The following is a 25,246-nucleotide window of genomic DNA, read 5'->3' on the forward strand; positions in this document are numbered from 1 at the left end:
AATACATTTTAGTAACAATTCGTCATCAAATTATTGTGAACTATAACCTAAAAACATTCCATTAAAAAAATATTTTTAAAAATTATAAAACTAGCAATCTGAAGTTTCAGAGATATACTAATACGCAGTCCCATAAGTTAGGTTTGCAAAGGACTACTCCAGGTGACAAATATTAAGGGAGACATTTGAATGACCGACAAGGATAACAATAAAAAATTTACAACAACAGATTCAGGAATACCTGTACCTAGTGATGAGTATTCACTGAGTATTGGACCCAATGGTCCAATCGTATTACATGATCACTATCTGATTGAACAGATGGCAAACTTTAACCGTGAAAAAATTCCGGAGCGCCAGCCCCATGCAAAAGGTGGTGGGGCATTTGGCCATTTTGAGGTAACGGAAGATATAAGCAAATACACAAAAGCGGCACTATTCCAACCCGGAACAAAAACAGACGTAGTCATTCGTTTTTCAACAGTTGCAGGGGAGCGTGGAAGTCCTGACACCTGGCGTGATCCCCGTGGCTTTGCAGTAAAGTTCTACACCAGTGAAGGTAACTTCGATATGGTCGGTAACAATACTCCTGTCTTTTTTGTACGCGATCCTATGAAGTTCCAGCACTTTATTCGCTCTCAAAAACGCAGGGCAAACAACAACCTACGTGACCATGACATGCAATGGGACTTCTGGACTCTTTCCCCTGAATCGGCACATCAAGTGACATGGCTGATGGGTGATCGTGGGATCCCAAAAAACTGGCGTCATATGAACGGTTATTCAAGTCATACTTACATGTGGGTAAATACTCAAGGTGAAAAATTCTGGGTAAAATATCATTTCCACACTGATCAAGGCATTGAGTTTCTCACTCAAGAAGAAGCAGATCATCTTGCTGGTACAGATGGTGATTATCACACACGCGACCTATATGAAGCAATTGAACGTGGCGATTACCCAAGTTGGACTTTATACATGCAAATTATGCCGTTCAAAGAGGCAGAAACGTATCGTTTTAATCCATTTGATCTCACAAAGGTATGGCCACACGCCGATTATCCTCTGGTCAAAGTAGGTAAACTTACCCTAAACCGTAATCCCACTGATTACCACACGGAAATTGAGCAAGCAGCCTTTGAGCCTAATAATATGGTGCCTGGAACCGGAATCAGCCCTGATAAAATGCTTCTTGCACGAGTATTCTCCTACGCTGATGCGCATCGGGCACGATTAGGGGTAAATTACAAGCAAATACCTGTAAATAAACCCAAATGTCCTGTGCACAGTTACAGTAAAGATGGCGCGATGCGAATTGAGAATATCACTGATCCTGTATATGCCCCTAACTCCAAAGGAGGACCAAAAGCTGATAGTTCAAAAAACCCCGAAGTTGCGACTTGGGAGGCGCATGGAGATTTCGTACGCTCAGCATACACACTCCGTAAAGATGATAATGACTTTGTACAGGCAAATACTCTTGTTCGGCAAGTTATGGACGATGAGGCGCGTAACCGACTGATCAGTAACGTAGTCGCCCATCTTAAAAATGGCGTCACGCAGCCAGTATTAGCAAGAGCATTTGAATACTGGAAAAAAATCGATCAACAAATTGGCGAACGCATTGAAAAAGGCGTCAAGGAAAGCTAAAGCCCAAATATCATTCTTAAGAAATTGTTGCCGTCCTCGCCTAAGCGAGGACTCATGTTAATGAAAACACCATACTCTAATAGAAAATAGATTTTTGTTTTGGTGAAACTCCCCCTAAATAGCGGTGGCGTGCAAGCGCATCAAAAAATTTATCAATCCAATAATAAGCCATTTATCAAAATTGTCAGAATATCAGTGACAATATGTTTATAACTATAAGCCTCCTCCCTCTAATCACCGAAAAAGATCAAATACTTTACAAGATGAGTTAAAATATGTACATTTTGACACTAAATCGATTTTCGCCTTAATAACAGAGGTTCTATAATGAGTATTTTTAAAAGAAACAAAGCCCCTATTCTTATACTGGGATTGACTGGTATGTTAGCAGTAAGTAATTGTGCATTCTCACAGAATGAATGTGCAAATGGCGGCATGTCAGTAAGCTTTGACTTGTCAAAAACCAACAATGCTCGAATTGAAAATAAAAATACTTATATTGTAGTATTAGGCATTGATCCCGCAACCAAAAAACATGCTTACGTAGCGTTTAATGATAATAATCATGTAGGCTCACTCATTGATATTACCGATGCCAATATGAATGGAAAGGACTATGGTATTTCATTATCAGAATTGATTCCCAGCTCAGGAGGAATGGCGAAAGCGTGCATCCCCCATCTTACTTCAGGAAGAATTTATATCTCATTTGGAAATGCCTTAGAGATACCTACTGACAAGAGAACGCTGACCCCCATCCAACCCGATGTAAATAACCCACAAACAACTACAAATGGAACACTTTTTGATAAAATCGAATTTAATTACAATATCCATGGCGAAACAGTAATTAATCCAACTGGCGTTGATTTTATTGCCATACCCTACACCATTCGCCAAGCAGGCCATGAATATGGTCATTTTGGCGGGCTTGATGGTGTCGTAAAAAACATGAAATCCATCATTTGTCATGCTGCTGGAGAGACATTAAACTCATCCGGATGCACCCAACGATGGGAACATTCAGAATGGTCAAGTCTTGTTGTTTACAATTCAGAAAATGCTTTAATGCGAATTGATGCTCCAGGAAGATTTGGTCATCGATTTAGTGGATATTTTACCAACTATATCAATGAATTGAGCAAGTATTACACTACATTTACAAATCGTTCTATTAAAATTGATTTAAAAGAATTAAAAAAAGGGATTTGGTCGGGTGTTTTTATTCCGAATACTAAAACCTTAGTCTTTTCACCTGAAAACGGCCCAAGTTCTGAATCCGTGTCTTACAAATTGGATTCACTCCAAGCAAGTAATTCAATTTTTATGGGTTCCCAAGCACCATTTAATAATCGTAATGCAATAGATTCGACCCTCACCCGCGATCTGACTGCAGCCATTGTTTCAGGCATGTTAATGCGAAAAGAATCAGCCTTTATAGGTAAGGATTTCTTTGATGCACAAGGTAATCCCGTTTTTAAAAATAAAGAGCAAATGCAACAGTTGCTTCCCTATTACTTTAGCAATATAGATAATTCTGTAGATTATATTGTAAATCAATGTGGCGCTACTCAAGATGCCCCATGTGTGAATGTTTATTCCGAAGCGATGCATGCATTGAGTTTTGATAAAAATATAGAGCATCCACAAGACAGCTATACGAATGCTTATGCTTTTTCTTATGATGATTTTTTAGGTATGGATGGAACCAATACACAAACTGATAAGAAACCGGTAACTATAGTAATCGGGGACATGAAAAATCGCAAAATCCCTCATGTTGATCATTAACATAGTGACAAATAACGCTCTAGTGCTGCTTTATTGGGTCTGCTGACATTTGTTCCCTCGACGCCGAGGACGCAAATATCAACAGAACCCAGTAAATTCAACAAAAAAATTTTAGTTTCATTTGCTTTTAAGAGAAAAGCAATTGATGTCCTATCCGCAGGCAAGATATGTAATAGAAGAATGGCATTGAGTTTGATGCCATTAAAGAATGTACCATGCTAAAAATTCGTAAAGATTTTCCAATTTTTCCCTCCGCCGCTGCAATCAGCCCCGAAAATGAGCCTATAATTACCTTAAAGATGTACTTGGCTCCGAGATTATGATGGCTATTTCTCTAAGTTTTATAGACATAGATAGCATCAACCAAACGATTCAAAAGGAACATGAGTCCTGGGTTAAAAAAAATGCTCCTTCATATGTTGATATCGCTAAAATAAAAAATCAGCAATATAGTATTCTCAATTACCCTGATTTGTGGTCTGGGGCACGTCTTTTTGAAACAAAAATAGAAAGAACAGGCATAAATAGCCCCGCAAGTGAAGAAATTGCTGAGTTGATAAAAAAAGCCTTAACAGACTATAAGAAAGATCCTTTAAAAATTGAAGCGATTAATCGCTTTGAAAAAAAATACACAAAATACCTGTCATTATTAAAAGAGAGATGCCTCCTGCTTGCAATTACTCAAACTTTAGATACCATCAATAGCCCGAAAAACAAAGATGAAATCCATCTTCTTAAACAGATCAAAGAAGATTTTCAAAAAGCACTTAATATCTCAGCTTTATTAAATATGCAAACCCGCCAGGATTGCTTAAAAGTTCATAAACAAATAACGATGCTTTCTTATGCCTTAAGAAACAAGGCTGGTGAGCACGAGCACGAAAAAATAATGCAATTGGAGATTCTCTCAAAACGGCTCTTAGACTGTCATTATGAAAGTGCTAAAAAATCAACGCTTCGTGAAACTATTGCTAATGATCTGTCTACAATAACTTCCTTTATTGGCTTAGCTGTGGGTATTCCTGCAGCAATTTTAGCTATAGCCGGTATTTTTTTTCCCCCACTTCTCCCTATTGCAGGAATATTAGGCTCAATCGGATTTATTTCTTACTCAGCTTCTGCTATTTCAGTCGTGAAAATGGCAAATGAAGCCATAAATTATAACCGTGGCCCTAGTCCAAGCGATGTCAAATGGCTGGTGTTTGATATTGTTCTCGCTCCTTTTTATATTGCAGGGGGACAAATCTTTTCAGGCCTATCTCATGCACTAAAAAATGTAAAGCCCTTACAAACTATGGTGAAAACAACAGGAAATATTTGGAATAATATTGTTTCTAACGTGTTTCCTGATATTTTTTATGTCAAAGAGACAAGTTCTGAGATGATCTCAGTAGGATCTGTATATACTACAACTGGTAAATTAAAAAATACTTTATCAGCAACTTCCTGGAAAAAAATGAGAAGCGCGTTGACAGCGCATGATGAGGAGATTTTAAATAAAATAAATCGTGCAAAAGAAGAAATCTCACTTTTGAATAAAAATCCTACAGCATTAAATGGGCGTGATTTTGCATATGCCAAAATTAATATGAATAATAAGCCAACAGAAAAATCGTTAATAGTAACTAAAAGTTTTCACGCACATATACTTTTATGGGATAGTGGTTTTATGGGAATAACTACTTCACAAGAAGCTCAAAATATTAAAGATGCAATTGAAGCATATAAAAATTTGCCTCCCGATACTAAAACGCACATACGAGTTGAATCCTTAAGTATTATCCAAGAGCATTGCAGTGTGTATTTGACAAAATTTAAGGGAAATCAATTAAAAGGCCGCTATAGTTTTGTGCAAAATCTGGCAACTAATATTGAAAAAGAATTAGATAATTTAGTTGTTTTTATGACAAGCGAAGATAACAACAATGACACAACACCCATTTTGGTAGGTTTTAAAGCAACTGGGTAAATTGTTGGATATCACATGAACTCATATGTTAAGCTTTGAAAATTTCTAAGGTAAATTTATTTTGACATAAATAATGGATACCCAAATCAATCAAGAAAAAAAACAATTATGGATTATTTTATTAATTGTTCTAATCAGCTTTTTGAGCTCATCTATTGCTTACCCAATTTTTCCTCCTCTATTTTTACAATCAACTAGCCATTCAATTATAGGTACCGAGTGGAGTGAAACAGGGAGACGTATTTTACTAGGTTTTACGCTGGCAATTTTTCCATTAGGGCAATTTATAGGTGCCCCCATTTTAGGAAAAAACTCTGATTTATATGGTCGAAAAAAAATACTCATTTTCAGTTTGGCTGGGAGCTTAGTCGGCTATTTACTCACAGTTTTATCATTTTGGATCAATTGTTTTTGGCTATTATTATTCAGTCGCTTTCTGACCGGCTTTATGGAAGGAACATTTGCCGTTGCACGCGCGTATGCATCCGAACTGACCACAATCAACAAATTTGTGAGTTTTGGTAGACTTAACAGTATGGCTGCTATTGGTTATATTATTGGACCAGTTATTGGCGGTTTACTATCAGATTCGAAGATTATTCCATGGTTCTCCTGGTCTTTTCCATTTACTATTGCGGCTCTAGCCTCTGTGGCAACATTAGCACTTGCTTGCTGGAAATTACCAGAACATAAAGGACAAAGCCTTTCAACAAAAGAATCGGTTTGGGATCAACTGAATATTGTGCGTCAATTCTGGATCTTATTTCAAAATAATCCTCATTTGAAACATTTACTACTTATCAGCACATTTTTTACCTTCGCCGTAGATATTTTTTATGAGTTTGGCCCAGTTTATCTGGCTGGTAAATGGCTGATGTCGCCGGCGATGATTGCCATTTATAATGCGGCTTTATCAGCAACTCTTGCTCTAGGCGCATCATGGCTTCCACGCCACCTTTCAAAGCACATCCCGGTTCCTAAAATTATTACCCTTTCTATGATGGCCACAGCCTTGATTTTTATCTGCATGATTGCTTTTCAATATCGTGTCCCTATGTTTCTATTTTTCGCGCTGATTGGTTTTAGCATCACGAGCGTGACAACAACCATGACGATTCATATTTCAAATAAGGCTCACGCTACTATTCAAGGGGAAGTTATGGGTGCACAATTAAGTTTACGAACCCTAGCTGATGCTGTCATTTGTCTTTTTGGTGGTTTACTTATTGTGGTTTCACTTATTTTGCCCATCATACTTTGCTGTATTACTGCATTGATCGCAAGCGCCTTATGTATGTTATATTTAAAGTCGAATGTGCATTAACGTAACTCGACATAAGTTATATAAATATCTTTTAATGACCATTGCCCTAACGCCTTTCTTAACGAAAGCCAATATGAATATAATTTACACAGAAAATGATTTTACATAAAAACAGTTCAATATAATAAAATTACTTTATTTTTTATATTGAACTGACATTAAATTAAGAAAACTCTATAAATTTCATAAGCCAAAAAAAATGGATTTATAACAAGGGAATGTATAAATGCAAGAGCGAATTTATCTTCTAGGGCTCAGAGGATTATTTTTATTACTGATAATTTGCACCACCAAATCCGAGGCCTCTCCCTCTGTATTAACGAGCGAGCCCCCACCCAGAGGGAATTATGCCTTGGCAACGTCACAACAACTAGGCCCATTTTTTTCCTTTGGACAAAATATAGTTGATAAGAATCAATTGATCGTATCTTATAACCCCAGCTATCTATACAGCAAAGGCCAAAGCATCTTAGAGGGCGATCCAGCCCTACTTTATGGAATTACAGACTCTATGTCTTTATTAATCACTTTACCTTACGCCTTCAGATATAATAATGGCAATATAACTCAATCTGGAATAGGTGATCTTGCTATTGATTTAGAATATGCATTTTATAATTTCGAAAATTCAAAATACTCCGATCAAGCTACTATTATATTCTCTCCCACACTCCCTATCAGTAATTTAGATGCGATCTCTAAAAAAAATAATCCAAATCAACGGGTATCAGGATTTTCGAGAAAGAATGTCCCCTCTAATTTCAATGCAGTTAGTTATTTTATGGGAGCTACATATTCTCGGATGCTGATTGACTGGTATGGTTTTGTCGCCCCCGGGGTACTGTTCATCGACAAACATGACGCAATTCAGCAAGGGACGCAATATTATTATAACCTGGGTATAGGACGTGATATCAAAAGCAAAGAGAAGGAATACATATTTGCCGGTTTGCTCGAATTAAATGGCCAATACAGTGCCAAAACCACATTAGCATCACATACAGCTCCTAATACAGGCGGAAATGTTATTTATGTAACTCCTTCACTATGGTTTTCAACCCCCAAACTCGTTGTTCAAGTCGGTATTTCTTTACCTATAAATCAGTATTGGTATGGTAACCAGAGTAATGTCTCATATTATGCAGGCAGCATTATCACATGGACCATTCATTAGTCAGTTAATTTGTATTGTGATGGTGCTCGATTAAAGTCTCTCGAAGAAATTATATCTAACATTGTGCATTGTTTTTTTTGGTTCTAGAATAAATTTGTGGTTGTGAAATGGATTTCTAACTTAACAAGGAATGGACAATGAAAATACCTTCTTATGTATTCTTACTGACAAGCGTATTATTTAATAACCTACATGCTACTTCGGAGATAGCTGTTACCGAGTTGGCGGCACCTGAACATACACTCATCAAAAGGTATTCTAACCAAGTCAATAGTGATTCTCAATTACCCATTGCGCAAAGAACTATAGACTACCCCACACATGTGGTACGCATGGAAGAGGTAGCACTACAAAATACTACCCTAAATTGTGAACAAGTACACCAAAAAATTGATGAATTTTTTGTCAAGAAGCTACCCGTTACTATGATTTATTATAACATCATCGCTTATTGCAGTTATGATGTAGAAAATCCCGACGTTGCTAAAAGCTACACTATTAATGCCTATTTTGACCCTGTAACTGATCCGGCAATTGAATACTTAAAAAACTATATTCATGAATACAATGGGCAAGATTTAATGGGAGTTCCTTTTAACATCGAGGAAGTAAAAAAAGTGATCGTTTCATTAAATTTTGATGCAGGTATCCGAAAAGATGAATTTGGTCAAATTATTTTGCGTTACTATCATGAAAATCAAACTCATAGTTTTCGGAATTTCTTTGATGTCCGTAAAGAATTAATTACAGACATACACCATCGTATTAATTCCAACGAAAAAGACACAATTATCCCATTATTTACTAAATGGTTTTCTCTTGGCGGCGAGTCACTCTATACCCATGTCTTAAAAAAATCTGATTATTTATTATTGCAACCGGAATTGATTTTCTTTTTAGATCAAGAACCAAATGCATTTACATCTAAGCTAAGAATGTATTATTCACACTATTGTGCGAATAATGCGAATAAGAGATGCTTATAAAGCCACACCCTCTAAGGCAATACCTTAGAGGATGGTTCACTTAAGTTTTAGTGGTCTGCTGAAGATTAACTATCAAAGCCCATGCGTTCCCTGCTTTGCGCCGACATATCCTCCTCAATCTCCAACTTATCGGATTTGGTGTTAGCTTGCCAAAAAAGAACGCTACTTCCTATAGAGTCAAAATTATTATGCGTTAAAAGATATTGACGCTCAGTAAATTCCTCCCATGTTAAGTAACACGGATCTTTCGGCTCAAAGTCAGCTAAAGGGAGATCAGGAAGCCATTTCTTTTTAAATTGATCTCCATATAAAAAATATTGATATATAGAAATGTATTTTTGGTATTCGCTAAAAGACAGGTGTCTGTAGTTTTTACTTCGATACTCATAAAGAGCTAAAAATAAATCATTAACTGTTGCTGTCGGTTCAAGCTCTAAAGTTATGGAATCCACACTATTTTTTTTAGTTAGGATAAATTTCATTTTAACCATCCAGATAAATGGGCAATAGTTAATTAATATATTTTAAACAGTGAGAAATCAATATGTAGCCTATAGATAGTAAGCTTATAAAAAGTACCAGAACACCTTAAATTGAAGCATGAAAAATATAAAATTGTTTATAAACAGTAGGTTATAAAAAACTACGCATTTTTTAAAAATGTCTACTATAGTAAATTTAAAAACAAATATAAATATAGGGGATATCATGTTACTTCGATGGACAGGTGTAACTCTTTTGCTGTGTCTGCTTAATTCTCCATGTTTTGCCGAAGAAAAAGAAATTGCAATAACAATTGATGATTTACCCTTTGTGGGTTCTGGTTCTAGTACTCCAGCAAGCCTGAAAAGAACAGAAAACCGCTTCATGGCTATAGTCAAGGCTCTTGTCGATAATCAAGTTCCTGCAACAGGATTTGTCATAGGGGAAGCTGTAGCTAAAAATGAATGGTATCTATTAGAGGCTTTTCGTAATCAAGGATTCGCTTTAGGAAACCACACTTATACTCATAAAAGCCTCAACAACATGAGCGCTGCTAAATACATTGCAGATATAGATCGAGCAGATTCAATGTTAGCTCCAGTCATGACTGAGCCTAAATACTTCCGTTATCCTTATCTTGCTGAAGGCAAAGGACCAAAAAAACAAAAAGTCTATGATTATCTGGCTGAGCACCAATACACAATAGCCCCGGTGACGATTGACAGTAAAGATTATGAATTTAATGCGCGATTCTATAAAATTCCCTATAGAAAAAGAGCACAGAACCTCCCAGATTTTAAAAAACGTTATTTGGCATACATTTGGAAACAAACTCTTCTGGCAGAGCACAGAGCCAAAAAAGTTGATGGTCAACCTGTAAAACAGATCTTATTGATTCACGCAAACCTTCTAAATAGTTTATGTTTAGAAGACATTATAGAAATGTACCGAAAAAATGGATATAAATTCATCAGTCTTGCTGATGCCTTAAAAGAAAATACCGCACAGCCATTAGTTAATAATCCTGAAAAAAAGGAAACAGAAGATAAATCAGCAACGATTAAAACAGTAACTGAACATCAAAGTTAATTCTATTGAAACACTATAAATAAATTCCCGCTTATGCGGGAATGACAATTTCCTAGACTTTTTCAGTGTGTTGGGATGAGATAAAATTCAACTGGATATTCCAAGCTCTAGTGCCTGCAATTCACTTTATAATTTAGTTGAGTTTTCAGAAATCAGCTTATTTTTTTCCAATCGAGAAATTGCTTGTTTGGGTAACAAAATCCAGTAATGTCCTTCATTTTTCATATGGCCTGCGATTAAAGTTGCTTTCTCACCTCCACCCCAGAAAACATCTCCTCGCACTTTTCCACGGATGGCTCCACCGGTATCTTGAGCTATCATTAAACGCTGCATGGGCTTACTCGCATCAGGCTTCGTGCTATCAGGTCGCGACGTGCTTAACCAAAGCGGAGCACCCATGGGAATCCATTGTTTGTCTATAGCAAGAGAATATCCAGGTGTTAATGCAACACCTTGTGAACCAAGAGCAACCCCATCAGCCATTTTTTTGAAAAAAACAAATGATTTGTTTTGATTAATTATTTTATCCATTTGCTTTGGATGAGCTTCTAAATAGCGCTTAATTCCTTGCATCGATGCATTATGCTTTGTCATAACACCTTTATTAATCAACACACCTGCAATTGCAGTGTAAGGCGCCCCATTTTGTGCATCATAACCAATATAAATATTAGTACCATCATCAAGTTCAATAAGACCAGAACCCTGGATTTCTAAAAATAAACGGTCTACAGGACTATTAATCCAAACAAGAACCTTCGCTTTTTCTTCGATTGCACCCTTATTAATTTGTTCGCGTGTGTAATAAGGAACAAATTTCTTATCCTCTAATCGGCCTACAATACGACGATTTTTTAAATCATTAAAAAACAATCCCAGATCTGCTGTCACTAAATCATTAGGTGTTTCATAGATAGGAACATGAAATTCTTTGGATTTAGTATAACTGCCTTTAATAGCAGGTACATAGTAACCAGTAAACAAGCCTGGTTTCCCATTGTTATCTGTAAACTCAATAGGAGTAAACCACTCTTCAAAAAATTGCTTGGCTTGTCTTTCTGCAACAGGAAAAATTTTTAAAGCGGCCTCACAAGCAGGCTGCCAATCTTTTACTTGCAAGTCAATTTGATCAGTACCAACAACTTGCTCTGGACTCTGTCGAATGAAAGCACGACAAGAGACCTGAAAGGTCTGCAAAGATTTTTTTAAATCAGCTGACTTCCACCCCGGTAGTCGTTCAAAACCAGCCTCTTTAAACATAATTTCAGGCTGCTTTGTCGGCTGCTGTTTGATAAACCAAAATACCCGGAGCGAAATGCTAAAGGCAATTAAAGTTAGAAAGAGTATTGTATAATGTATTTTCGTTTTCATAAGGCGGACAATTTTTACACGTTATGGAATATATTGCAACAAAAATGCACGATTTTAGCATTTAATCGCGTTGACCTAATCAGGTTGAGAAAAAAGTAAATTAATAATCGTTTGATTTTAAATACTTTTTAAAAATTGTAAATAAACAATAGAGATTGATTGAAGTTTATTTGAGCTTTGTAAAATAATGCAAAGCCATTGCTCGTTTTAGTAATTATATCCTCAAGAGTAGTTATAATAATCCAAATCAAACAGCGAAACTCTTTGTGTCAGACACCAATCCGAATTAATTCAAGGATAAGTAGCACCAACTACTGATCCCTATAGGAATGACATGTTCTTTCACAAAACATTTCGCTAATTTCCCAACAGCAATCCATCTAACTTGTAAAAAAGATAAAGGCTTACCCTTATCAAGTTGAACAATAGATAATCGCTGATGATGTGTTGCATACATCCTATTTTCACTAGGAGCGACTAAACAAGGAAAATCACCTAAATCTTCAATCAGATACTCGTACTGCAATCCCTCATTTGACAAAGCACAACCTTGGTGATGGAGTAATTTATGAAGTATTTGGTTCTGGGAGTCTTCTTTGATGACGCAATTCGGAGCAAAGAATGCCACATATTTTTCAGATAATTGTCTTGCCACATGTTCTAAGTTATAAAAGTTTTTATGTGACTCTTCTTGTCTGTTAATTACCTTATAGTACAATAAAATATGCTGCATAGATGCTAATAAAAGCAAGCTCATCACCATGATCATCAATAAAGTTACTGTAAAAATAAAGCCACGTTCCTTTTTCATGATCCACGCACCGCAACCATAATCTTATGAATCTTATCGTTTTCTAAACCTAAAGTTACTTCAAGAAACTGTTTATTTTGATTAAACTGTTTTTCTATGGATAAAGAATGAACTAAAGAAGTTACCTCTTCAGTTTGCACCCAATGATAATAAAGAGCATTTTGTCTTTTAACATTTTTCTTGACAAACCAACGCTCTTCTAAAAACTCGCCCACGTAAGTAGATGTTTCATAAAAATGGATTAAAGGTTTTTTTAAAATAATGCGTGTTTCGTTATCTTGCTGCTTAACCGCTATTAGTTCATGTATTTCAGCATGATTACAATCAGCAACTAATAAAGGTCGTTTTTCATTAAGTGAACTCAAATGTTGTACTAACAGCGTGGTTGGACTTTCTACTTTAATTAACTTTGCAAAATTCTCCTTCATTCGCCTCACCTGAATGAATTGTATAGGTTGATTTCCAACATTCAGCGCCTGAATATTATTCTTATGATTCCTATGATCAATCACTTTTAATTGATCAAGGCCTAAACAAGGAGTAAATCCTGCACGCCGAATACTATCACTTAATAAACCATCTACCCATTGAACATCAAAACCAGCTTCTAGAACTTTTTCTATCTCCAGGTATTGATGTTTACTCTCTAAATAAAACTGAATTAAGATTGTTATAATCACAGTTGCTAAAAAAAGACTGATCAATACTTCTGAAAGACTCATTCCTTCTTGTTTTTTCATCACTTTAACTCAATAGAATCATGCTTCCGAATTATGAAATTTATTTGGTCATGCCAAGCAAGTTTTAGAAATACTTTTTGGCTGTTATGTTGTAAAACGAGATCGAAAAAAGAAGGGGGGAATGGGAATTTTTTAATTGGGGCTGTTAAAGCTTCTTCAATTTGATCCAGATGATGGGTCGCTTGTGTTCGTATCACTAACTGATTTAACATGTATTTGCTTTGCGATTGTTGCTGCACTAATGCGAGGGCTAGAGTCGTTACCATCAATAAAGACAATAATACTTCGATAAGGGAAAATCCCTTTTGCTGATTCATATTCCATTTCCTTTAGTTGGATTTGCGCTTCAAAGGTTAATGTCATGAAATAAAAAATTCAAGAAAAACCTCCATTATTTTTTATGAATCATTAAATAAAATCAAAAACTTATCATTATGAGCTTTTCACACACCATTGTCGGCGCCATTTGGTCAAAATCATAGTAATACTTAGGTCTCAACTACAAAAACACTTGAATGAGCTTGCTAAAGCAGTGTAAAGTTTGTGTTGAAAAAATGCACCGCCCTAGACTATTTTAGGTGAATAATATTTAAATTCTTAAAAGGCAAGGAACCATTTATGGCAGTTAATTTTCAACAATTACCTCATCCAGGAATACGCGCTTTAGTCCCTTATAAACCAGGAAAATCTATAGAAGAATTAGCTCATGAAAAAGGAATAAACAATATTATTAAATTGGCAAGTAACGAAAATCCTTTGGGTTGTAGCCCTTTAGCCTTAGCTGCGTTGCAAGATATGTCTTCTCATGTGCTTGCGACTTATCCTTCGCCACTTAATCATCCTTTAATGAGCAAACTGGCAAATAAACTCAAAATCAACAGCAACCAGCTTTTTTTAAGCAATGGTTCAGACTTTATATTCAACATGTTACTTACTTGTTTTGGTTTGCATAATGAAAAACATATATTGACCCACGATTATGCATTTAGTACTTATGCCATTCAAGCACACTCACTCAATATTCCGGTCCGCAGCGTAGCAATTAACCCAAACTGGGAAATCAATATAGACCACTTGATTAATGCATGTAGTCCCGAAACAAGTATCATTTTTTTAGCGAATCCAAATAATCCTACCGGAGTTCCTGTCGATCCAAATGAAATAAAACGTCTCCTAGAATATATACCAAAAAGTACTTTATTAGTGATTGATGAAGCTTATTTTGAATTTGCAGAATCACAACTGCATTACAATAGCATTGAATGGATTGGGCAATACCCTAACCTAATAGTGACCCGAACTTTTTCAAAAATCTATGGACTAGCTGGTGTGCGTCTCGGTTATGCTATCGCCCACCCCTCTATTATTGAAATTTTATTGCGCGTACAATTACCTTTTACCGTGAATCAGGTAGCACTCAATGCGGCTTATGCGGCCTTAGATGATGAGGATTTTTTGCGGTTAAGCCTACAGACTAATGCAGATGGAATGATGCAAATACGCCAAGGATTAGATCAATTAGGTATTGATTATTTACCCTCGGCATGCAATTTTCTTACCTTCAACTGTAAAGAAGATGGAATGTCACTCTACAACTATCTTTTGGACAAGGGTATTATTGTTCGTCCTTTGCATCCATATAAAATGGACCATTACATCAGGGTTACCATAGGAACCCAAGAGCAAAATACTCGCTTTCTTGAGGCATTAAATAATTATTATAAGTAAGGAAATAAAATGACAAGTGACTTAAGCAGCAAACATTGTGAATCATGCGAAGGCATAGGTACCGCATTAAATGCAGAGCAAATAAAAAATTTATTGCCTCAATTAGATAAGAATTGGGCTGTGAGCTCGGATAACCGCAGCATAAAACGCAGTTTATCCTTTAAAAATTTTTATGAGACTATGGCTTTTGTCAATGCCCTTGCCTGGATAGCCAATATTGAAAATCATCATCCTGATTTAGAAATTGGTTATAACTATTGTCATGTTCATTTCATGACGCATGCACTGAATGGTTTGAGTCATAATGATTTCATTTGTGCTGCAAAAATGGATAAATTATTAGCCGATTAATAGTCAAACTTACTATGGGTAAAACTTTATGCCATCATGACGATACAGATTTAAATGACATACAAGAAGATCTGTACCAACGGCATAAAGTTTCAAAGGATGCATACTCTGCGCATTGATGCTCAGCGAACTGTATGGGTAACTGTAGATCCAGGATATGTTTTAACGAAACATGGTGGAGCCAACAATTAAAAACCTGGAGAAGGTGATGCATTTTTTTTATAGAGCTCATTAAGGTCTACGATTTCCACCTCTATATTAGGCATCGCGTTTATAATTTGCTCATTTGATATATTCTTTTTATCGGAGAGCATGTGCTTTAGAGAAGCTTTATGCTCATTAAAGATAAATGTATCCATAAATCCAGTCTCTTCTCTTGGTAAATCGATTGCTCGTGTCCCTTGAGGTGCAATAATACTGTATCCTTTAGGTATACTGCATAAACAAAAGTCAGGAGTAATTTCATTTGCAAAAACCGCATTCGAATCCCCTATTTTTTTATCAGCGAAATTACAAATTTGAATTCTTATGATTCCTTTTTCATTCATACGCTCTTTATTAAACTTAAATAATTCCATTGATAAATCTTCTGTTATGTTTACTTCCCCTGGTTCGCCTCCTATCACTAAAGACAGATCAAAGCGGTTTTCACCCAATGGTTTTACCTGATCCTTCAATTGATTTAAAGCTATTGGTAAGTAAGCTTCCCCTCCCCTAGTTTTTTGTGTTCCTTCTAATTTGATTTTCTTTAAATCAGCGGTAGCTAAATCTATAATATCTCCATTTGTCATTACAATAACAGCAGAGGAGTTTTTGTGATGTTTTGCATGATGTAATGCATGGATTATAGGTAATCCAGCCATCTTTAGCCGATAGTCATCAGCTAAAATTACTATAAGTAAATTAGTATCTTTAGATTCTTTTTTAATATTTTTATCAAAAAAAGTTTCCATAATATGACCTATTGGTTTGTATTTTTATATTATAGGCTATTGAACAAACTTCGTGATGATTTTGAAACAATACTTCAGAGCTCCAGATTCAATGTTTGGCATTTTGCGAAGACATAAAATAATTAAATTAATTTAATGGAAGAGTAAGATCCACTTCAAAAAGTTCATCAAGGTCTACGATTTCAGATTGTGATGAAACATCAGCACCTGCGATTTCCTTTATTTTATTTATAATTTCCTCATTGGATTTATTATTTTTGGGACCGAGAATACGTTTAATACGGCTTTTAAGTTTATCGAAGATTAATAGGTTAATAAACGAACCATATTCATCTGGAAGATCTATGGCTCGAGTGTCTTGGGGAGCAATAATACTGAGCCCTTTAGGGACACTGCATAAACAAAAATCAGGAGTAATTGCATGGGCGAAAACTCTATTTGATCCCTGTATTTTTTTATCGGCAAAATTACATATTTGAATTCGTATTACCCCTCCATTATTCATATGTAACCTATTGAATTCTAATAGTTTATTTGCTGCCACTTCTGTTAGAATCAGCTCTCCAGGTCCTCCTCCTATAACTAAAGCAAGATCGAATTGACAGTTTTCTGTTAAAACGTGAGTCTCATCTTTTAATTGATTTAATGCTGATTTTAAATAGTTCTCCCCAGAACTCGTTATTTGCTCTGAAACTAAAGTCACTTTTTCCATTGTTGAAACATTAGCTAAATCTAAAATTGTTCCATCTGGCGATAAAATGATCGCGGATGCGCTATTGTGCTTCCGTACATGAGATAATGCATGAATTATTGGTAAGCCAAACATTTTTATTTCGGGCTTATCATCATGAACTCTGTTAGCCACAATCACAACAAGTAAGTTCTTATCATCTTTAGTTCTGTTGATGTCGTTGAAGAATAATGATCTCATTTCAACCCTCATGTATTTATAGCAAACAAAAAGATAATTATAATCCAATTAATGCATGAAGAACATGGACAAAAACGTGCAAAAATAAACGTGAGTCAAAGATAAAGAAGAAACATGATACGGGAGGACTCACAAGGAACGCCAGTTATCTATGTTACATTAATTTTGACGTGCACCTCTCGAGTGAATAGCGAGTCTTAGTATTTCATTATGGCTTTATTTTCACCTAAAAGATTCGCTAAAAGTCGGAGCAACTCATCGCTAGGCGATATATTCCATTGGGGCGCCGCACTTAATTGCGCCTTTGCATATCCATTAGAATAGGAAAACTGGACAGCGCAACGTCCCGTGTGTGCTTTTAACAAAGCTTGAATAGAGGGTAAAATATCTTGCTGTTCGGCATGCAAACGCAACTCCAGACACCGAGCAAATTTTGTACGTGCCGTAGGTACATCATAAAGAGAGTTAGCGCTCATTTTCACACCACCATTATAATCATCATGCGCTACATCACCTTCAACTACAAGCATATCCCCTGTTGCCAAAGTAGATGATAATGACTCAAAAATCTCATCAAAAATAACGATATCTATTCGTGCTGTAGAATCATCCATACCAAGAATTACCAATTTTTTACCTCGTTTCGTAACAACCTTACGAATTGCTACCACTTGAGCACATATAACTGCTTTTTTATGCATTGATGGATTTAATTGGTTTATTGGTACAATAAAATCACTAAATTCGCGCCGATACTGATCTGCAGGATGTCCAGTCAAATAAAAGCCCAATACTTCTCGCTCACCCTCCAGGCGTTGTGCTTCAGACCAAGATTTACATAAAAGATATTCCTGCTCATTAGCGCCATCATCTAATAATGAGAATAAATCAAATTGGCCACTGGATTGATTTTGATGCTCTTTCTCTGCTATTTTTAATGCTTTTTCTAACGAAGCAGTCAATACCGCTCGCTCTATCTTCCATTCATCAAAAGCACCACTTTTGATCAATGCCTCCAAAACCCGCCGATTTACTTTCCGCAAATCCAGTCGTTGGCAAAAACCAAATAAATCGGGGTAACTTCCTCCTGAGTCACGTGCCTCAATAATACAATCAATTGCAGATTCCCCTACTCCCTTTATGGCCCCAAGACCATAAACAATTGAGGCATCGTCAACGACGGTAAAGTGGTGCATTGAGTGATTGATAGAAGGAGGCAAAACCTTTAACTTCATATGAGCACATTCATCGATAAAAGTGACGACTTTATCTGTGTTATCCATATCCGAAGACATTACTGCAGCCATAAAAGCTGCTGGATAATGGGCTTTAAGCCATGCCGTTTGATAGGCGACCAACGCATATGCTGCTGAGTGAGACTTATTAAAACCATAGCCTGCGAATTTTTCCATTAAATCAAAAATATGAGTTGCTACTTTCTTATCAACTCCTCTTGCCGTCGCTCCTTCGGTAAAAATTTCCCGCTGTTTTGCCATTTCTTCAGGTTTTTTCTTTCCCATAGCACGACGTAATAAGTCTGCCGCTCCTAAAGTATAATTTGCTAAAACTTGAGCAATCTGCATGACTTGCTCTTGATATAAGATAACACCATAGGTAGGTTTTAAAATGGGCTCCAAATCAGGATGGGGATAATCAACCGCAGCGCGTCCATGTTTACGATCAATAAAATCATCCACCATGCCTGACTGCAAAGGACCAGGTCTAAATAATGCAACTAAAGCGATGATATCTTCGAAACAATCAGGTTGTAAGCGATTAATGAGCTCCTTCATTCCGCGTGATTCCAGCTGAAATACCGCAGTTGTTTGGCAGGCCTTTAACAAATCAAAAGATGCCGGATCATCAGTTGGGATCTGACTAATATCAATCGGAGGTAATCCTTCACGACTTCGTTGTTTGTTTACCGTAGCCAAGGCCCAATCGATAATGGTTAAGGTTCGTAAACCTAAAAAGTCAAATTTAACTAAACCTGCCGCTTCTACATCATCCTTATCAAATTGGCTTACAATTTGTGTAGAACCTTCTTCACAATATATAGCGGTAAAATCCGTCAACTGCGAAGGGGCAATAACTACTCCTCCTGCATGCTTTCCTGCATTTCGTGTAATGCCTTCCAGTTTTAATGCCAGATCGATAAGTTCCTTAACCTCTTCTTCTTCAGTATAGCGACGCTTAAGCTCTTCTTCTTGCTCTAATGCTTTGTTTAACGTGATACCTAATTCAAAAGGAATTAATTTGGCTAATTTATCAACAAATCCATAAGGATGTCCTAAGACACGCCCTACATCACGAACCACCGCTTTTGCAGCCATAGTACCAAAAGTAATAATTTGTGACACGCTTTGTCTGCCGTATTTTTCGGCAACATAATCAATGACCCGATCGCGCCCTTCCATGCAAAAATCAATATCAAAATCAGGCATGGATACACGTTCTGGGTTCAAAAAACGCTCAAACAGTAATTCATATTCTAAAGGATCTAAATCTGTAATTTTTAAGGCATAGGCAACCAATGAACCAGCTCCAGAACCACGCCCAGGGCCAACAGGAACACCATTGTTCTTTGCCCATTGAATAAAATCAGCCACAATCAGGAAATAGCCAGCAAATCCCATATTGTTAATCACATCCAATTCTATCTGGAGTCTTTTGTCGTATTCTTGTCGCGTAAGGAGCAACTCTTCTGGTGATATGTTTTTAAATAGTTGCAGAAGACGTTCTTCCAAACCAATTTTTGATAAATGAGACAAATAATTTTCGACTGTAGAACCATCTGGAATAGGAAAGTTCGGTAAATAATTATTCCCCAGATCCAGTTTCACAGTGCATCGTTTGCTTATTTCTACCGTATTTGAAAGTGCTGAAGGCAGATCAGCAAATAAAGAAACCATTTCATCCGCTGAGCGCAAATATTGTTGGGCACTGTATTTTTGTTCTCTTCTAGGATCTGCTAAAGTGTACCCCTCATGAATACAGACCCGTGCCTCGTGTGCCTCAAAATCCTCTTTATCCAGAAAACGTACATCATTTGTTGCTACTAATGGCAATTTCAATTTATTCGCTAAAGCAATTAATTTTTTATTATAAAGCGCCTCGTCAGGTCTCCCAGTTCGTTGGATTTCTAAATAAAATCGATTGGAAAATAGCTCTTGCCAATAGAGCGCTCGACTTATTGCTAACTCTTCATCATCCGCCAACAAAGCTTGTCCAATATCCCCAAACTTCCCTCCCGATAATGCAATAAGTCCAGCTGAATAATCTACAATCCACTGATGTTGTACTCTTGGTTGACCTTGATATTGTCCTTCCTGATACGCTTTAGAAATAAGACATGTTAAGTTTTTATATCCCTCCGAATTGAGGCATAGGAGAATTAGGGAAAAAACACGATCTGGATGTTCAGGATTATGACAGGGCAAATCGCTACCAATAATAGGTTTAATCCCAGCTTCAATCGCGCTTTTGTAATGCTTCACTGCAGCAAACAAATTACAATGATCCGTCAAGGCAACAGAGTACATTCCTCGTGAAGGTAGAGCCTTCATTAAAGGTTTTACCCGCACTAAACCATCAACTAAAGAAAACTCTGTGTGAACACGTAAATGAACAAACCGATGCTGCATAAAAGAAATAATCTCATTTAAATTAATTGAAGAACTTTAACCTAAATCATATGTTTTGCCTATGGTTGATTTTCTCAGTATTCTTTAGAATTGGGTAAAAAATAAATCGTTCATTCAAAAGCAAGATAATTAAAGAGACTTTAGCCACTGCAATCCTTTATAAATTCCAAGAATGCTTGAATTTAAAGCATAAAACAAAATGAATATATAAATTACTATCAAAAAAGCAGCCATAATTAAAAGAAAGCCATCTTTTTCTATTAATCCTAGAGAAATCAAAATAATGGCAAAGGAAGTAATAAAATCCAGGTAAGGAATTGGGATCGCTAATAAGATACTTAAAATAAATATAAAACCAACAAAAAAGTATTTAATCCATCTGGAACTAAAAAATAATGCCCTCTTTTTTATATATTTTTCCAGGAGCACTACATACGGTATGATTTTTAATATTCCTTCATTAAAATCGCCAGATATTTGCTTTTTTTTAAGTTTCATGGGTAGCCACAATTGATTACGACCCATTAATATCTGAGCTGAAATTAAGGCGATAGAAAATCCAAATAGTACTGTAACTCCTGGAATAAAGGATATAGGCGTAATAGCAAGAAAAGCCAATAAAATAATCAAAAAAAGATTATCTTTCTGTTCAAATTTATTTAATAAATGATTAAGAGTGATTTTTTTTGAGGTCTTTTTTGAAGCTAATTTTTTTAAGCGCCCGGATATTTTCATGTAGATTCATTATTTATTAGTCCATAATCTGCTCACCAATCACCAGATTGAGCCAGATAGTTTTATTTGCAAGCACCAAAACATTGCATACACAAAGTATGTGAGTATCGGAGTGCCTAAAAAGTAAATCATTTTGGCTAAGAGAGTAGAAGTCACAGCCCCTCAATTAATTATCTCTCCATATGGTATATTAGCACTCTTTATGAATGCAATTTAATACACTATTAAAACGTATACTTTCTTTTGTACCTTTGCAAACCAAGTCTATAATCTATAAAAGATAAAACATCCTAACAAGGAGCTGATGTATGCGCACACATCAGGTTATGGGAATCGACAGCCAGAGTTTTCATAATATGACTTATTATGAATGGGGTGATTCTAATAACCCCAAAGTTTTGTTATGTGTACATGGCCTATTTCGTAATGGCAGGGATTTTGATGATTTGGCTCAAGTGCTCTCATCATATTATCGTGTTATTTGCCCTGACATGGTAGGACGTGGATTAAGCGATAAAGTATGTAACCCTAAAGATTATTCTACCCTGACTTATCTCTCCGATATCACAATTTTATTAGCACAACTAGGAGTAACAAAAATTGATTATCTAGGTACCTCTATGGGGGGAATTATCGGTATAGTAATGGCGGCGATGGACAACTCTCCTATTAAAAAATTAGTTCTGAATGATATAGGGCCTTTCGTTGACACAAAAGCCTTAAACCGAATCGTAGCTTATGGTAGAGAAGGGAGTGGTCGGTCATTTGAAACATTAGAAGAAGTAGAAACCTATTTAAAAAAAACCTATCCAAGTTTTGCTCAATTAAGTCCTGAGCAATGGCAACGCCTTGCTTTATGTGGGGTATGGCAAAATGCAATGAAAAAATATCAATTAGCCTATGATCCTCAAATAATTGAAAATGTGATCTTAGCTACTCAAAGTAATGCGCCTCAATGGGGATTATGGAGCAGAATTAAATGTCCAATTTTATTGCTTCATGCATCATTATCTGATGTTTTATCGAATGATACAGTAGCAAAAATGCAGCAATTACAAACTACTTTAAAAACAGTAAGCATCCCCGGTATTGAACATCCAGTTTCTTTGATGAAAAAAGATGAAATTGAGTTGGTGTTGCGATGGTTATTAGACTCTAATTTTTAGGCACTCCCCTGCCAAGATAGATGTAATCATTCGCATTGCTCCAGATACCGGATTTGCGAGCATACTTAACTCAATAATACGCACAAAAGTGATGGCTCTCTGTTTATTTGAGAAGACTATATGCCTTAAACAAACACTAGTGCAATAATTTTATAGTCGTTTCAGCAGGTTTGATATCCAGTTTTTCCACATTAAGCCTATCAACCAATATCTTATTGGAAAACAGAAGTTTTTGTACCTTTTCACACAAAGGAGAATCATTTTTAAGAATATCATCTCGTCCCAGTAAAGGAATTTGACTCATTGCCTCTTTAATTTCATTAGCTTTACTTTGGCTAGTCCAAGAGCCAAAGAATCCTTTAGCATTGCGCTCAAGAATTGCGATTTCGTGTTTAATGGCTTGCATTTCCGGAGAAGTCATTACTTTATTAACTTCGGTCAGATCAGAAAATAGAGACAGCAGAAAAATATAATCATGTTGATTATCATTAACTAATTGTTTCATTGTTTGACAATAATCTGATGTTTGACTATCCATAGAGCCCATACTATTCGCTTTAATCTGCTGAATTAATCGCTCCGCTTTAGCATGCAATGCTTGAGTCCTTGGCTTATAGGACAAGGCGTTGTCTTCTTTAAAATAAAGATTTGCTATTTCTCCCCTCTTAAACTCGATAAGTAAAAAATAGTTAATTGCATCATCCCAACCTCGCTTTTCGGCCAGCACCATGGCTTTGTTCAAATAGCTACGACATGTTTCAACCGACATATTATCCTTTCCTTGCCCATCAAGCATGTGTTGATAGGCATCTAAGAATTGATTGAGCTTGCACTCCCTAGACTTCTTGGAAGCAATAAGAGTCATTGCTTTTGAAGTAAGTGTTACTCCTAGTAGTTCATGAGATTTAAGAAGGCTACGTAAATCTACTGGTTTATCTGGAGTAGCCATGATACGCGCGTAACTCACTATATATTTGGGATTCATCGTGATCAGGTTTATCCATTGATCCAACTCTTTTTTATTAGCTTCTGTATTTGATGCTTTGTTTAATAATATTTCTTCCGTTGTTTTTTGAAGTAATTTTAAATCACTTAGCCTTAGTGAGCTCAGATTTCGTTGGTTTATTTGTATTAGCGCGGAAATACGTTGTTTATAAGTTTCTAAATTCCACAAATCAAGAGGTTTTTTTAGATTTTCAAGTTCTGATTTTAAATCAACCGTTTTTTTATTGGGTCGCTCACCCAAAGATTGGTCAGCTTGTTTCATATCTATATCTTCGAGTATCCCCTCGTGAGAAGGAGTAAGAAAATCTTTTACAACCAAATGATTATTTTTTTCAGCAACTTCCATAGCCTTGTCTATTAAAACTGAAGAAACATTAAATGCTCTATCAAGGGTTATTTCTTTTATTAAAGAAAGATTTCCTAATGCCACTTGACGCATAAAAAACTCTTCTTTTTTTGCATTATTACCCTGGGAGAAAATCTTCAGCATCCTTTTGCGTTCTCGAGCTACACCACCAACAATATCCATTTTCTCGATAATAGAGTCAACCGCTTTATCAATTTTTACCCCATCGAGTTTTTCAACACCAATTTGTCCTCTTTCAAGTTGTTCCATGCTTGTTAAAGGTAAAGCCAATTTGAAAAGATTAACGAGTACCTCTTTTTGATATGTTTGGTTTTTTTCCTGATAAACATCAGCACCTCCAACCTTTTTTCGAATCCGTTTTCCATTACCGTCAAGAACAGCATTTCCCTTGGAATCAAGTTCGTATGCAACATATTTCGTTTTATCGTAGGGAAACTCGCCTTTGCGAAGAAGAGCATAAGCCCTTTTTAGATCTTCCTTAATTCGAGTCTCCGTGTAATGATATGGAGCCTTATCCTGACTTAAAATTAAAAGAGGCACATCGTATTGATATTTCTTTTTAATTTCCAACGCATGAAAAGCAAGATTAAGACGGTCGAAAAGTTCATCACGAGTTGCATAAAATGCCTGTGTAGCGCCTTTAGTATTTCCCGCCAAAATTTCATTATGACTATCTGCTTTCGTACTCTTTTTTGTAGCTCAATTAACTCCTTAAGGTTAATTGAATATTTTGCACTCTTTCTTGCAGCCTCAATGTTAATACGTTCATAGACAGCTAAATAGAGTTCTTTTATTTCTTTTTGCACTTTTTTATCGCTTTTAAAACGCGCAAGATATATTTTTCGCTCTTGTTGGAGCAACATTTTAAAATCCTGTAATACCTCATCACTTGGCCGATAACCTTTGACCTTAAGGATATCAAAAATTTTATCTTTTCGAGTTTGTAAATGATTTATTAACTCAGCAGATGTAGTGCCT

20 protein-coding genes are annotated in these 25,246 nt (G+C 36.1%); 10 read left to right on the forward strand and 10 right to left on the reverse strand.

The window, feature by feature from the left end:
- Positions 1-189 precede the first annotated feature (189 nt).
- The 6 genes from EL220_RS11545 (at position 190) to EL220_RS11570 (ending at position 8,894) form a co-directional block, all read left to right on the forward strand.
- Positions 190-1,650, forward strand: a complete 1,461-nt coding sequence (locus EL220_RS11545) for a catalase (RefSeq protein ID WP_027271704.1) — start codon at positions 190-192, stop codon at positions 1,648-1,650.
- Between the two features lie 327 nt (positions 1,651-1,977).
- On the forward strand, positions 1,978-3,441 hold the full coding sequence (locus EL220_RS11550; RefSeq protein ID WP_027271703.1) for a glycoside hydrolase family 64 protein: 1,464 nt from the start codon (positions 1,978-1,980) through the stop codon (positions 3,439-3,441).
- Positions 3,442-3,760: 319 nt separating this feature from the next.
- Complete coding sequence (locus EL220_RS11555) at positions 3,761-5,410, forward strand: hypothetical protein (RefSeq protein WP_232002410.1); 1,650 nt, start codon at positions 3,761-3,763, stop codon at positions 5,408-5,410.
- Between the two features lie 73 nt (positions 5,411-5,483).
- Complete coding sequence (locus EL220_RS11560) at positions 5,484-6,734, forward strand: MFS transporter (protein WP_027271701.1); 1,251 nt, start codon at positions 5,484-5,486, stop codon at positions 6,732-6,734.
- Positions 6,735-6,960: 226 nt separating this feature from the next.
- On the forward strand, positions 6,961-7,908 hold the full coding sequence (locus EL220_RS11565; protein ID WP_027271700.1) for a hypothetical protein: 948 nt from the start codon (positions 6,961-6,963) through the stop codon (positions 7,906-7,908).
- 137 nt (positions 7,909-8,045) lie between these two features.
- Positions 8,046-8,894 carry an Lpg0189 family type II secretion system effector gene (locus tag EL220_RS11570; RefSeq protein ID WP_027271699.1) on the forward strand — a complete coding sequence of 283 codons (849 nt, stop codon included), beginning with the start codon at positions 8,046-8,048 and terminating at the stop codon, positions 8,892-8,894.
- 65 nt (positions 8,895-8,959) lie between these two features.
- On the opposite strand, the gene EL220_RS11575 is transcribed toward EL220_RS11570, so the two are convergent.
- Positions 8,960-9,376 carry a hypothetical protein gene (locus EL220_RS11575; RefSeq protein WP_027271698.1) on the reverse strand — a complete coding sequence of 139 codons (417 nt, stop codon included), beginning with the start codon at positions 9,374-9,376 and terminating at the stop codon, positions 8,960-8,962.
- A gap of 226 nt (positions 9,377-9,602) precedes the next feature.
- Between EL220_RS11575 and EL220_RS11580 the strand changes: the two genes are divergently transcribed.
- Complete coding sequence (locus EL220_RS11580; protein WP_027271697.1) at positions 9,603-10,466, forward strand: polysaccharide deacetylase family protein; 864 nt, start codon at positions 9,603-9,605, stop codon at positions 10,464-10,466.
- A 126-nt stretch (positions 10,467-10,592) separates the two neighbouring features.
- Here the strand turns inward: EL220_RS11580 and mltA are convergent, their stop codons facing one another.
- From mltA to EL220_RS11600, 4 genes are all read right to left on the reverse strand, one after another.
- Entirely contained in the window at positions 10,593-11,837 is a 1,245-nt protein-coding gene (mltA, locus tag EL220_RS11585) for a murein transglycosylase A (RefSeq protein WP_027271696.1), read from the reverse strand.
- Positions 11,838-12,123: 286 nt separating this feature from the next.
- A complete protein-coding gene (locus EL220_RS11590) occupies positions 12,124-12,648 on the reverse strand; it encodes a pilus assembly PilX N-terminal domain-containing protein (protein WP_027271695.1) in 525 nt (174 codons plus the stop codon).
- Positions 12,645-13,388: a PilW family protein gene (locus EL220_RS11595; protein ID WP_027271694.1), complete on the reverse strand. Its 744-nt coding sequence runs from the start codon at positions 13,386-13,388 to the stop codon at positions 12,645-12,647. Before EL220_RS11595 ends, EL220_RS11590 begins: the two co-directional genes overlap by 4 nt.
- A complete protein-coding gene (locus tag EL220_RS11600) occupies positions 13,388-13,705 on the reverse strand; it encodes a type IV pilus modification PilV family protein (protein ID WP_027271693.1) in 318 nt (105 codons plus the stop codon). Before EL220_RS11600 ends, EL220_RS11595 begins: the two co-directional genes overlap by 1 nt.
- A gap of 301 nt (positions 13,706-14,006) precedes the next feature.
- On the opposite strand from EL220_RS11600, the gene hisC reads away from it, so the two are divergent.
- The gene (hisC, locus tag EL220_RS11605; RefSeq protein WP_027271692.1) at positions 14,007-15,116 is read left to right on the forward strand and encodes a histidinol-phosphate transaminase; all 1,110 of its coding nucleotides are present in this window, start codon (positions 14,007-14,009) and stop codon (positions 15,114-15,116) included.
- A 9-nt stretch (positions 15,117-15,125) separates the two neighbouring features.
- A complete protein-coding gene (locus EL220_RS11610) occupies positions 15,126-15,467 on the forward strand; it encodes a 4a-hydroxytetrahydrobiopterin dehydratase (RefSeq protein WP_027271691.1) in 342 nt (113 codons plus the stop codon).
- 188 nt (positions 15,468-15,655) lie between these two features.
- Here the strand turns inward: EL220_RS11610 and EL220_RS11615 are convergent, their stop codons facing one another.
- The 4 genes from EL220_RS11615 to EL220_RS11630 all read right to left on the reverse strand — a co-directional run bounded on the left by EL220_RS11615 (position 15,656) and on the right by EL220_RS11630 (position 21,730).
- Positions 15,656-16,420 carry a hypothetical protein gene (locus EL220_RS11615; RefSeq protein ID WP_232002411.1) on the reverse strand — a complete coding sequence of 255 codons (765 nt, stop codon included), beginning with the start codon at positions 16,418-16,420 and terminating at the stop codon, positions 15,656-15,658.
- Between the two features lie 127 nt (positions 16,421-16,547).
- On the reverse strand, positions 16,548-17,351 hold the full coding sequence (locus EL220_RS11620; protein WP_232002412.1) for a hypothetical protein: 804 nt from the start codon (positions 17,349-17,351) through the stop codon (positions 16,548-16,550).
- 197 nt (positions 17,352-17,548) lie between these two features.
- Positions 17,549-20,995, reverse strand: a complete 3,447-nt coding sequence (gene dnaE / locus EL220_RS11625; protein ID WP_027271688.1) for a DNA polymerase III subunit alpha — start codon at positions 20,993-20,995, stop codon at positions 17,549-17,551.
- 129 nt (positions 20,996-21,124) lie between these two features.
- Positions 21,125-21,730 (reverse strand): exopolysaccharide biosynthesis protein, encoded by a 606-nt coding sequence (locus tag EL220_RS11630; RefSeq protein ID WP_027271687.1) that lies wholly within the window; start codon positions 21,728-21,730, stop codon positions 21,125-21,127.
- Positions 21,731-22,038: 308 nt separating this feature from the next.
- Here EL220_RS11630 and EL220_RS11635 point away from each other — a divergent pair, with 308 nt between their 5' ends.
- Positions 22,039-22,896 carry an alpha/beta fold hydrolase gene (locus EL220_RS11635; protein ID WP_027271686.1) on the forward strand — a complete coding sequence of 286 codons (858 nt, stop codon included), beginning with the start codon at positions 22,039-22,041 and terminating at the stop codon, positions 22,894-22,896.
- Between the two features lie 136 nt (positions 22,897-23,032).
- On the opposite strand, the gene EL220_RS19050 is transcribed toward EL220_RS11635, so the two are convergent.
- A complete protein-coding gene (locus tag EL220_RS19050; protein WP_232002413.1) occupies positions 23,033-24,925 on the reverse strand; it encodes a hypothetical protein in 1,893 nt (630 codons plus the stop codon).
- Positions 24,926-25,246 lie beyond the last annotated feature (321 nt).

It is taken from the genome of Legionella sainthelensi (genome assembly GCF_900637685.1).
GTDB lineage: Bacteria > Pseudomonadota > Gammaproteobacteria > Legionellales > Legionellaceae > Legionella > Legionella sainthelensi.

Coding starts and splice junctions, on each gene's coding strand:
- EL220_RS11545 (WP_027271704.1), top strand. CDS start 190: ATGACCGACAAGGATAACAATAAAAAATTTACAACAACAGATTCAGGA.
- EL220_RS11550 (WP_027271703.1), top strand. CDS start 1,978: ATGAGTATTTTTAAAAGAAACAAAGCCCCTATTCTTATACTGGGATTG.
- EL220_RS11555 (WP_232002410.1), top strand. CDS start 3,761: ATGATGGCTATTTCTCTAAGTTTTATAGACATAGATAGCATCAACCAA.
- EL220_RS11560 (WP_027271701.1), top strand. CDS start 5,484: ATGGATACCCAAATCAATCAAGAAAAAAAACAATTATGGATTATTTTA.
- EL220_RS11565 (WP_027271700.1), top strand. CDS start 6,961: ATGCAAGAGCGAATTTATCTTCTAGGGCTCAGAGGATTATTTTTATTA.
- EL220_RS11570 (WP_027271699.1), top strand. CDS start 8,046: ATGAAAATACCTTCTTATGTATTCTTACTGACAAGCGTATTATTTAAT.
- EL220_RS11575 (WP_027271698.1), bottom strand. CDS start 9,376: ATGAAATTTATCCTAACTAAAAAAAATAGTGTGGATTCCATAACTTTA.
- EL220_RS11580 (WP_027271697.1), top strand. CDS start 9,603: ATGTTACTTCGATGGACAGGTGTAACTCTTTTGCTGTGTCTGCTTAAT.
- mltA (WP_027271696.1), bottom strand. CDS start 11,837: ATGAAAACGAAAATACATTATACAATACTCTTTCTAACTTTAATTGCC.
- EL220_RS11590 (WP_027271695.1), bottom strand. CDS start 12,648: ATGAAAAAGGAACGTGGCTTTATTTTTACAGTAACTTTATTGATGATC.
- EL220_RS11595 (WP_027271694.1), bottom strand. CDS start 13,388: ATGAAAAAACAAGAAGGAATGAGTCTTTCAGAAGTATTGATCAGTCTT.
- EL220_RS11600 (WP_027271693.1), bottom strand. CDS start 13,705: ATGAATCAGCAAAAGGGATTTTCCCTTATCGAAGTATTATTGTCTTTA.
- hisC (WP_027271692.1), top strand. CDS start 14,007: ATGGCAGTTAATTTTCAACAATTACCTCATCCAGGAATACGCGCTTTA.
- EL220_RS11610 (WP_027271691.1), top strand. CDS start 15,126: ATGACAAGTGACTTAAGCAGCAAACATTGTGAATCATGCGAAGGCATA.
- EL220_RS11615 (WP_232002411.1), bottom strand. CDS start 16,420: ATGGAAACTTTTTTTGATAAAAATATTAAAAAAGAATCTAAAGATACT.
- EL220_RS11620 (WP_232002412.1), bottom strand. CDS start 17,351: ATGAGATCATTATTCTTCAACGACATCAACAGAACTAAAGATGATAAG.
- dnaE (WP_027271688.1), bottom strand. CDS start 20,995: ATGCAGCATCGGTTTGTTCATTTACGTGTTCACACAGAGTTTTCTTTA.
- EL220_RS11630 (WP_027271687.1), bottom strand. CDS start 21,730: ATGAAAATATCCGGGCGCTTAAAAAAATTAGCTTCAAAAAAGACCTCA.
- EL220_RS11635 (WP_027271686.1), top strand. CDS start 22,039: ATGCGCACACATCAGGTTATGGGAATCGACAGCCAGAGTTTTCATAAT.